The sequence below is a fragment of the Lagierella sp. ICN-221743 genome, assembly GCF_037890055.1.
Lineage (GTDB): Bacteria > Bacillota > Clostridia > Tissierellales > Peptoniphilaceae > Mediannikoviicoccus.
Map to the genome: position 1 here is coordinate 1 of NZ_JBBKBD010000032.1, position 9911 is coordinate 9911.

The window sequence follows — 9911 nt, forward strand, 5'->3', positions numbered from 1 at the left end:
ATATTCTGTTCCTGTTCGTCAAGCCACGATTTCGCTATTGTTTCTTCTCTCCTAGATGTCGCCACCTAAAACTTGCAAGTTGCTATTAGATTCGTCGGCAACTACGCTCTGTAGGGAATTTCACCCCAGCATTAGAACATGCCCGTCATACCAAGAAAACCGACAATTGAATTTCAATCGTCGGTGTCTTTTAATGTTATTTAAATTTTCCAAACTTATAACCTAAGTCTTTATAGTAGGCTATAATTTGTGGTAGTGCTTGTATGGTTAGTTCCTTTGAAACATTGTCATGCATAAGTATTACTTGCATATTTGTTGTTGAACCTTCAGTAAGTTGTTTAACCATGTTGAACATTCCCTCTGCTGTGGTAGGTCTTCTGGACTTAGGCTCTGCATCACCTGTCATGTTGTTCCAGTCAATCCATTCAACGCCCTTTTCTTTTAAGGCAGCGTCTGCTCCTTCTAAGTTTTGCCATGACATATGGCCACCTGGGTATCTCCAAGTATAAAATTTAAAATCATTTCCCAAATATTTTTTTGCAACTTGGTCTATTTGATTAAATTCAGAAATTATATTTTCTGTATTAGCAACCCTACCTGGATATAGATGACTATAATCATGGCTATAGCTATGGGCTGCAATGGTATGACCATCATCATGTATTTGTTTTAAAATATCTTTTGTATTGTCGTTTATATACTTACCTTGAACAAAAAATGTTCCTGGAACCTTATTGTCGTTCAATATTTTTAAAATTCTTGGAGAAGACGATGTGTCTGGTCCGTCATCAAATGTTAAGAAAACAACTTTTTCACCAGTATATTCCTTATGTTTTCTTATAATGTCACTAACTTCTCCCGCGTCGTATACTGCATCCGCATATGGATCTTTTACTTTTGGTTCTGTAGGTTTAGTTTCAGAAGGCTTTTCAGTTTCTTTTTCTTTTTTTGCTTCCTTCTCTTTAATAGCAATCTTTTTTATTTCAGCATCCTTTTCTGAAAAAGACTTTTGCTCCTTCATAAAAATTCCTACGATTAGGGCTAAGAGCACTATAGATAGTGCAATTATACCTCCCTTTACCTTATTCAACTAATCATCTCCTAGTTACTTTAATATTTCTATAGCTTTTTGTAATTGAGTATCTGTGTCTATGAAATCTGGGCCGAAGTTTATTACATCATCAGGAAGCTTTACTTCAATGTCTGGCTTAACACCAATTCCATGAATTTTTTTGTCCTTCGGTGTAAAGTACTCTTGCACTGTAAGTTTTATTGCACCATTGTCATTGATTCCAAAGCTCTTTGCTGGAGCAATTGTTTGAACAATTCCCTTGCCATAACTGTTTACTCCAACTATAGTAGCCTTTTTATAATCCTTTATGGCCCCTGACAATATTTCCGATGCTGAAGCTGATCCTCCGTTTATAAGAACTACCATTGGAATGTTTTCTTCTTTAGCGTCGGACATATCAACTTCTTCTTTTTTATTCTTGTCAACAGTCTTTACAATTGGTCCCTCAGGAAGTAAATAGTCTGCAATCTTAACACAACTATCCTTTAATCCTCCAGGATTATTTCTAAGATCTAAAATAATTCCCTTAACATTTTGTGACTTAAGCTTTTCATAATTTTCTGTAAACTCTTTAAAAGTGTGCTCGCCGAACTGTGATATGTGTAGGTACCCCAAACCATCCACAACCTTTGACTCAACTGTCAATAGTTTAATCTTTTCTACTTTTAAATCCATATCAATATTGTCGTAGGCACCAGTAGAGTTCTTTCTCTTAATAACTAGCTTAACTTCATCTCCGTCTTTTCCCTTCATAACGGCAGTTGCTTCATTTAATTTATCTCCTGGATACACCTTTCCATTTACAGAATAGATTATATCATCTGGTTTTATTCCTGCTTTAAAAGCTGGAGAATCTTTTATTGGTGACACAACTTGTATTAAATTATCTTCTGTTACCGTTATAAAAATTCCTATTCCCTTATACTCTCCAGAGGTTGACTGTTTAAAAGAATCAAACTCCTCTTTTGTTAAGTACTCGGAATATGGATCGTTAAGCCCTTTGAAAAGCCCCTTGTAAACTCCATCTTCAAGTTTTCTCTCGTCTATGTCAAAGAGAAAGTACTTGTCTATTACTGCCTTCATTTGATTGGTCTTAGAGTATATTTTAAAATCACCTTTATTTAAAATAACTTTGTCTCCTGTTGTTATTGCCATTTTATTCCCTAATAAAAATGAACCTAACATCAGTACAACAACCAATAGTGTCATAAAGACATATTTAAAACCCTTTTTCATATTTCACCTCTATTTATAGTAACACAGATTTACACTTGAGAATATTACAAATTTCTTACAAATTTAATTTGTATTTACATCCTTCTATATTATTATACAAAAAAGTGTGACTTAATCACACTTATCTTTTTTTATTTGAATCTTCAAAGCTTCTATGCCCGCTTTTATAACTAGGTTCACATCTTCAAAAAGTTCATTTGATAAACCTTGCTTTTGTCTTTCTTGATTATTTATACATAGAAATAGCGCGCCAGCCTTAACTTTTCTGTATGAAGCCACTGTGAATAGTGTTGATGACTCCATTTCAGATGCTAAGCATCCCAGTCTTAGCCAAGCATTCCATTTATTTTCTAGCTCATAGTAAACTGGTTTTGTTTCAGGACTATGTTGTCCATAAAAAGAATCTTTACTTTGAACAACTCCAACATGATGTTTCAATTTTAAATTTTTTGCTCCTTCAATTATTGAGCTACATACTTCAAAGTTTGAAACTGCAGGAAATTCCATCGGTGCGTACTCCCTTGAAGTACCGTCCATCCTAATTGCTCCCGTAGCAATAACCAAGTCTCCCGCTTCTACGTCCAAATCCATTCCTCCACAGGTTCCAACTCTTATAAAGGTATGAGCTCCAATGTTTGCAAGTTCTTCAACTGCAATTGCTGTAGAAGGTCCACCTATTCCAGTAGAGCAAACGGTAACTAGTTCCCCATCTAAATATCCATTGTAGATTGCATATTCTCTGTTGTTTGAGACTTCTACAGGATTATCGAAGTACTCTGATATTAACTTTGCTCTCTTAGGGTCTCCGGGAAGAAGTACATATCTTCCCACGTCCCCTTTTTTTAATTTTATGTGAAATTGTTCATTTCCTAAAATCTCTTTTGCCATTTTTTACTCCTATTTTGTTATCATATCAAAAATATTATATGAGTTTTGTACTGTAATGGAATTTGAACCACCTAGTATATAGAAATCTGAAATAGTCTTTCCGCTGTAATAAGACTTTATTCCCTGTGGTAAATAGTCTTGAGGAATAATTTGTAGTGGTGCATTAAGCATTCCAAGAACCGGCCCTATGGAAAGTGCATCGGCAACGTTGTAGCCATTTGCAAAGAATACTGGATTATACTCTTCAAAGTAATTTTCATTTACCTTTGTTCCAGTCATAAATCTGTCCTTGCCACTAAGTCTATTTACTTCTTTTATTCCAATTGCCTTTAATTCATTTTCAACTGAGGTAGATACTGCGGAGTTTCCTCCAACAATAGTAACTTTGTTAACGCCATATGACTTTAACATGTTCTTTGCCGAAGGGCTCATTTTGTTTTTCGCTGTAAAGATTACAGGTATTCCATCTCTAGATGATACTGAAACTATATTTATGGAGTCCGCTTCAATAAATCCATTTACTAAAAATACTTCCTTTTTATTTGCAATATCTGTTTTTCTTGCAATTTCCAAAGATGTCTCAATTCTATTTTTGCCTGAAACTCTCTCCACTTCAGCGTATGACTTCAACTCATTTTCAAGAGATTTTCCTATTGTGGACTCTCCACCTATTATAATTATCTTCTTTGGTTGAAGTTTATTTAAAGTAACTTTTGTGTCCACAGTTAAGTTGTGGTTTTGAATTAACAACAATGGTCCATTTTGAATTTTTGTAAGTGAACCCATGCTAAGTCCATCTGCAAATGAATTTTGATTTGTTACATATACATAGTCTGCATTGTCATAGAATTTATTTGCAATTTTTAATGAAGTTTCAGATCTATTCTTGCCACTTATTCTCTGTTCACCAGAAAAATCATTGTATTTTAATGATAACTCTACAGCCTTTACTGCATCTACAAGGCCATATCCATATCCCATGTTAGGGCTTGTTGGAAACTGACTATCAGTTAGTCTCTTTGCAGTTAAAGTTAAGATGCTCTTCATTTGATCATTGTCTAAATTTTTGTTGGCTTCTAACATAAGTGCCATTACACCTGTTACTGTAGGTGTTGCAAGGGATGTACCCTTCCATAGTGAGTAGGTGTTCTCTGAGTCAGCTGCATATACATCAACTCCTGGAGCAACTACTTCTGGCTTTATAACTGACTTTGAATTATCCAGTGGTGATGGTCCAAGTTTTGAGAAATATGCTAAATTATTATTTTTATCCACTGCACCTACTGCAATTGTCTTTAGATTTGATGCTGGATAGTCTATTGTACCAAGCTTATTGTTTTGTTCCTTGTTTCCTGATGCAAAAACAGGAATAATACCTGCGTTTATCCAAGCGTCAATCATAGGGTCAAACCATTTTTCCAATGTGTTTTTACCCCATGAATTGTTTATTATATTTGGTGCAAGTTCTGCTCTTCCCCCAGGTGCTAAGAACCATTGTGCAGCTCTTAAAATATTGCTATTATTTGTTGTCTTTCCCTTAAATGCCCTTGCTGCAATCCACTTTGCCTTAGGTGCAACTCCAATGTTTTTACCAACAGCCAGTGACACCACTGCAGTACCATGGCCTGAGCTTGAAGAAATCGGCTCTTCAGACTCACCAAAAACGTCATACCAAGATGTGGATGCGCCTTCTGTGTGGCCTCTCCAATTTTCATAAATTTCGTTATTTTTATAAGTAGAACCTTGTAAATCCACGCCGCTGTCTAAAAAACCTATTACAATATCTGTTCCAAAAAGTTTGTATTTGTCTCTAACTTCTAACACCCTAGTATCTTTAAGGCTACGAGTTTTATCTACTGAACCAAAGTTAGTACTTCCTCTTTCAAGGTCTTTAAGTTCAACTTCTCCATTTTCAACAACTTCAATAATATTATCAAGTTTTATAACTTCCTTTATTAAAGATGTGTCCGCTTTAAGTCTAATGGAGTTTGTTATATAAAATGATTCAACCTCTTGAACCTTATCACTATTTTTTTCGATTATTTCAAGTGCTTTTTCCTGTGAAATATCCGCATTTTCTTTAAGTTCTTTGATAAATTCTTTTCTTTGATTTACCTGAGTTGCCTTTGAACCTGAGAGGTCAACTTTATTTTCATTGTCCTTTTCATTTTCAAAAGTAATCAGTACGTCAAGTACCTTTTCACTTTCAATTTTGTTTAAAAGTTCATCTGAAATTTTAGATTCATTTCCCTTACTCACCGTTACTGTTATGGTTGTTAAAAAAATTGTTAACGCCATTATAAACGAAATTATTCTCTTCATGTAATTCTCCTAATAACTTTATTTTTTAATTAGAATAAAAACTTTTATTCATTTAACATGTATTTTACCAAAAGTCCTTTTTCTTTAATTAAATATCCTTTTTCAGTTAAGTCTTCTAAAATATTTTTTAACTGTTCTACAGAATATACCTGGCCCTTATTATCTTGAATGTCTTTACATACGGACATCAAGTTAAATTCATTTACAGGTAAAAAGTCCTTAATTAGTTCTATCATATCAGAAACCGCTTGCTCTTGTCTATCATATAGTTCATCAAACGGGTTTTCTCCATGTGGTGTTAAGGTATGGGAAGCCCTTACTCTTACATACATGGTCCTTCCTACGGCAGACTCTGACAAAAATACATCTCCAGTCTTTAAGTATGGAAGTCTTGCAGTCTGCTCCACTGATAGGTCCGTCTCCTCTTTTATGGTTTGAATATCCGTAGACCTTGTAGTTCGATAAATAAATTTAGTGTTTAGCTGTGCAGTTATGGTGCTATCAAGTAGCGATGGTCTTTGGGTAGCTAGGACCAAAAACACTCCATACTTTCTACCCTCTTGAGCAATTTCTCTTAAAATATATTTCGAACTCAAATCTCCATTTCCATCAAAGCTTTGAGGTGCAAAGTTATGTGCCTCGTCGGTGATTATGAAAAATGGTGGGAAGTAATCCATGCTTTTGTCGTTAATAATGCTGTCCTTATAGTCCCTTCTAAGGTCGTAGAGACTGCTTATTATATATGTGGAGTACACTTGAATTATCTTTACAGAACCTTGGATAACGGCAATCTTCCCCATTTTAATGCAGTCGTATACAAGGTTTGAGTCGTGTTCAAAAATCTTTAGCTTTAGTAGTCTATTAAATCTCCAGCTTACACCAAAGACTGAACTTGGTGGACATTTGTCATTATAGATGTTGTATACTTTTAAAATCTCTTCTAAATTTCTTCTTTCTTCACCTTCTGTAGACATTATCATGTCTTGAATCTTTTGGGAGTTTCCAATTTTTTGTCCATCAATTAAACGCTGTAGCCTATTTGAAAAGCTTTCAAGTGAATCATTTGGCTTGTGAAGGCTTTCTATAACAGACTCCATGCCTTCCGTAAGCTTCGATGATGTACCTATAAGGGCCTTTAGCTCCCTAGTATTTATATCCGTAAATCTTATACCAGTATTTTCTCCAATGACAAACTTCGAAAAATTTGCACTATAATCAGGTCCATATCCATCTTTAGACCTTAATGTAAAATCCATTTCATAATGGGGATCCAAAATAATTCCTGGAACATTTTTTTGCATTAGCTCTTCTATTAAAACCCTCAGTCCATATGACTTACCTGAACCAGACCCGCCAAATATACCTATATGTGGGTATTGATGCATGCCATATAAATTTAATAGATACGGCAGTTCTCCTTGCTCTTTAAACTCTCCATCTTCTAAAGTTTCACATAGATTTTTATATTCATCAGGACAAGTCTTAAAAATATCGTAGGTGTTTCTAATTAAACCAATGTTCAAGGATTTATTTAGTGACTCTGTCATAAAATATTTTTTTACTTCGTCAAAAAGTGGTACTCTACATGATGACCCTGTTTCGATTGGATAATTACTCTCTTCCAAAAGTCTTATCTTTCCAAGGTAAACCGTATCTTCTTCCAAGTTAAAGCCAAGGGCAACAAGGTTTTCAATAAGTTCTTGATTTAACATTTCCCCTTCTTTGGGCATGGTGATATAACGGTTATATGTGTGAACCTCTACAACCTCTCCCAATATATCTCCCATTGGATCTTCTATTATTAAAAACTCATTTATCCTAAACTTTCTATCATTGGACCCAACATAGGCTTCCTGTTGGTCCGTCATTCCAATTATCTTTATATCCATTACATGCTCCTCTTATCTCTTTGGCTATGAAATAGCAGTTCAAATCTGCCTTTTGTAATATAGCTTTCCGATAGATACTTCATCTTCTTATTTGTAAGTCTCGCCTTCATATCAACTAGATCTAATATATATGGAATTCCTCTGCTATTCTTATTTGTTAGCGAAAGAACCAAACTTAATATGTCTCTTATATTTGAAAACTGTTCCTCCATCATATCAACGGCAATTACAGCCGGTTCAAAGGATGACCTTATAAATGAGGACCTTATTTTATAGCTGTCCTTCCCAGACTCTTTTTCATTTGGAATATAGGCTTCCTTATATTCAAGGCAGTTAAATAAAAATTCTCTATCATAGAAGAACTCAGAACTATAGTCCTCTTTTATATTTTCATAAACCAAATTAGTCTTTATATCTTCAATTACACCAACTATGTAGATGTTTTTTTCTATTGCAATATTCTTTAGTTTTTCCCATTTATTTTCATTTAGTATCCTATATCTAATTAATGAACCGTCCATCATTATTACAGTTGGATTATCACAGGTCGCTTCTATGGCAGCTTCAAGCTCTACCGCTGCAAGTAGCTTGTCCAAGGTCTTGTTTTCTTCGTAAATGTCTATGTCTTCAAGCAGTGGACAGTAAACCTCCACCGACTCCTTGCTCTCTTTAATATCCTTCATAGCAAGGCCACGAAAGATTTGGATATAATGTGGGAAGGCTCCACCATATCTATTGGTTGAACCATCAACTGCAAAAACTCCTCCACGGTCTTTAAGCTTTTCAAGGCTTTCCTTATCCATTGGTTCTATATTTTCAAATAATCCAAAACCATTTAATATTTTCTTTTTTTCAGAAATACTAAAAGAGTCCAATAGAAAATACTTCCTATTTAACTCTTCATTTAATGTTTTTAGTTTGGATATGATTTTATCTTCCATGTTAATCCTCTAATTCTAGACTGGCTTGGTATACTTCATTTTTTCTAAGATTATATTTTTTCGATACCTCTTTTACAGCCATCTTTTTACTAAGTCCCTTTTCTATTTCCTCTTTTAAAAGCTCTGTAATATCATAGGAGACTTCTTCCGAAGAAGCTTCTAAAACTATTACAAACTCTCCTTTAATATTGTCCTTATGACTATACTCTTCACAAACTTCTTTCAAAGTTCCCCTTGTAACTTCTTCATAAACCTTTGTCATTTCACGAATAACTGCAACTCTTCTTTCAGGAAATTTATTCGCTAACACTTCTAGACATTCTAAAACTCTATGCACAGATTCATATATTATTGAGGTCTCTTTTCTTTCTTCAAGATTTTCTAAAAACATATCCCTCTCGCCTTTTTTTCTAGGGAAAAATCCTAGAAAGCTAAAGCTGTCATTTGGAAGTCCAGACAAAACCAAGGCAGTTACTGTTGCGCTTGCTCCTGGAAGAACTTCAAAAGGAAGACCCTCTTCAATAAGCTCCTTTATAATTACATGACCAGGGTCTGATATACCAGGCATCCCCGCATCAGAAACCAGGGATAGAACTTTACCACTTCGTAAATTTTCTATAATTTCTTCAACTCTACTCTTCTCGTTATGTTCATGATATGAAATGAGATTTGCCTCTATGTCAAAATGATTTAATAGTTTTATGGTGTTTCTACTGTCTTCGCAATAGACTATATCTGAAGCTTTTAACACCTCCAAGGCCCTTAGTGTAATATCTTTTAAATTACCTATTGGTGTTGGTACTACATATAACTTGCTTTCCATCATAAAGTTCAACTATTTCCTTTCTATACTCTTCCCCGTCATATACTACAAGAGGTTTTTCATAAGTAAAAAATTCTCCGCCCCTTTTTACAAACTCCATTAATATAAACCTAGGCTTTTCATTTTCCCTGGACATAACTGGAATCATTCGCTTTGGTTCTATTTTATACTTTCTTGCCAAATGCATCATGTCCACTAGCCTTTCAGGTTTATTTATCATATAAAGTTTGCCCTTTTCCTTTAGTTTCGCACTTGAAAATCTAAAAATATCTTCAATCTTTAAACACTTTTCATACCGTGATATTAAATGATTTTCACTTTTATTGTCTATACCACATCCATATTTAAAATAGGGTGGGTTTGTTACAATGCCGTCCAGACTATTGTCTTTAATTATTTCATAGCAATTATTTAAATCTCTATGTATTGGATGAATAGTATCTAAAAGTTTATTCTCTTCTATATTCTTTTTAAGAATTTCAAAATTGTCATCTTGTATTTCAACTGCATAAATTTTTTTAGGATTATAAAGGGACTTAACCCTTAAAGCTATGACTCCCGTTCCTGAACCAATTTCCAAAACAGTGTCATTCTTTTTAAATTTACAAAATGAAGAAATAAGTATGGCGTCAATGCCAAATGAAAATTTTGATTTGTCAGAATAAATATCTAAATCCGTTCCAGGAATATAATTTTTTGTAAGCATATAATCACCTATTATAATTATAGTATGAAAAAAG

General features: G+C 34.1%; 8 protein-coding genes. All 8 read right to left on the reverse strand.

What is annotated here, in order from left to right; translation table 11 throughout:
• Positions 1-196: 196 nt before the first annotated feature.
• Entirely contained in the window at positions 197-1090 is an 894-nt protein-coding gene (locus tag WKS98_RS09510) for a polysaccharide deacetylase family protein (protein ID WP_498918817.1), read from the reverse strand.
• Positions 1091-1105: 15 nt separating this feature from the next.
• Positions 1106-2308, reverse strand: coding sequence for a S41 family peptidase (locus tag WKS98_RS09515; RefSeq protein ID WP_498918819.1), 1203 nt, complete (start codon positions 2306-2308; stop codon positions 1106-1108).
• Positions 2309-2419: 111 nt separating this feature from the next.
• On the reverse strand, positions 2420-3196 hold the full coding sequence (gene udp / locus WKS98_RS09520; protein WP_498918821.1) for a uridine phosphorylase: 777 nt from the start codon (positions 3194-3196) through the stop codon (positions 2420-2422).
• A gap of 9 nt (positions 3197-3205) precedes the next feature.
• The gene (locus WKS98_RS09525; protein WP_498918822.1) at positions 3206-5518 is read right to left on the reverse strand and encodes a S8 family serine peptidase; all 2313 of its coding nucleotides are present in this window, start codon (positions 5516-5518) and stop codon (positions 3206-3208) included.
• Positions 5519-5562: 44 nt separating this feature from the next.
• Positions 5563-7407 (reverse strand): ATP-binding protein, encoded by a 1845-nt coding sequence (locus WKS98_RS09530; RefSeq protein WP_498918823.1) that lies wholly within the window; start codon positions 7405-7407, stop codon positions 5563-5565.
• Positions 7407-8348, reverse strand: a complete 942-nt coding sequence (locus WKS98_RS09535) for a DNA double-strand break repair nuclease NurA (RefSeq protein ID WP_498918824.1) — start codon at positions 8346-8348, stop codon at positions 7407-7409. The genes WKS98_RS09530 and WKS98_RS09535 overlap by 1 nt, the downstream gene beginning before the upstream one ends.
• A 1-nt stretch (position 8349) precedes the next feature.
• The gene (gene rsmI / locus WKS98_RS09540) at positions 8350-9174 is read right to left on the reverse strand and encodes a 16S rRNA (cytidine(1402)-2'-O)-methyltransferase (protein ID WP_498918826.1); all 825 of its coding nucleotides are present in this window, start codon (positions 9172-9174) and stop codon (positions 8350-8352) included.
• Positions 9131-9911, reverse strand: a 781-nt coding sequence (locus tag WKS98_RS09545; RefSeq protein ID WP_498918825.1) for a tRNA1(Val) (adenine(37)-N6)-methyltransferase, incomplete at its 5' end; no start/stop codon positions are given. The genes WKS98_RS09545 and rsmI, both read right to left, overlap by 44 nt.

Coding starts and splice junctions, on each gene's coding strand:
- WKS98_RS09515 (WP_498918819.1), bottom strand. CDS start 2,308: ATGAAAAAGGGTTTTAAATATGTCTTTATGACACTATTGGTTGTTGTA.
- udp (WP_498918821.1), bottom strand. CDS start 3,196: ATGGCAAAAGAGATTTTAGGAAATGAACAATTTCACATAAAATTAAAA.
- WKS98_RS09525 (WP_498918822.1), bottom strand. CDS start 5,518: ATGAAGAGAATAATTTCGTTTATAATGGCGTTAACAATTTTTTTAACA.
- WKS98_RS09530 (WP_498918823.1), bottom strand. CDS start 7,407: ATGGATATAAAGATAATTGGAATGACGGACCAACAGGAAGCCTATGTT.
- WKS98_RS09535 (WP_498918824.1), bottom strand. CDS start 8,348: ATGGAAGATAAAATCATATCCAAACTAAAAACATTAAATGAAGAGTTA.
- rsmI (WP_498918826.1), bottom strand. CDS start 9,174: ATGATGGAAAGCAAGTTATATGTAGTACCAACACCAATAGGTAATTTA.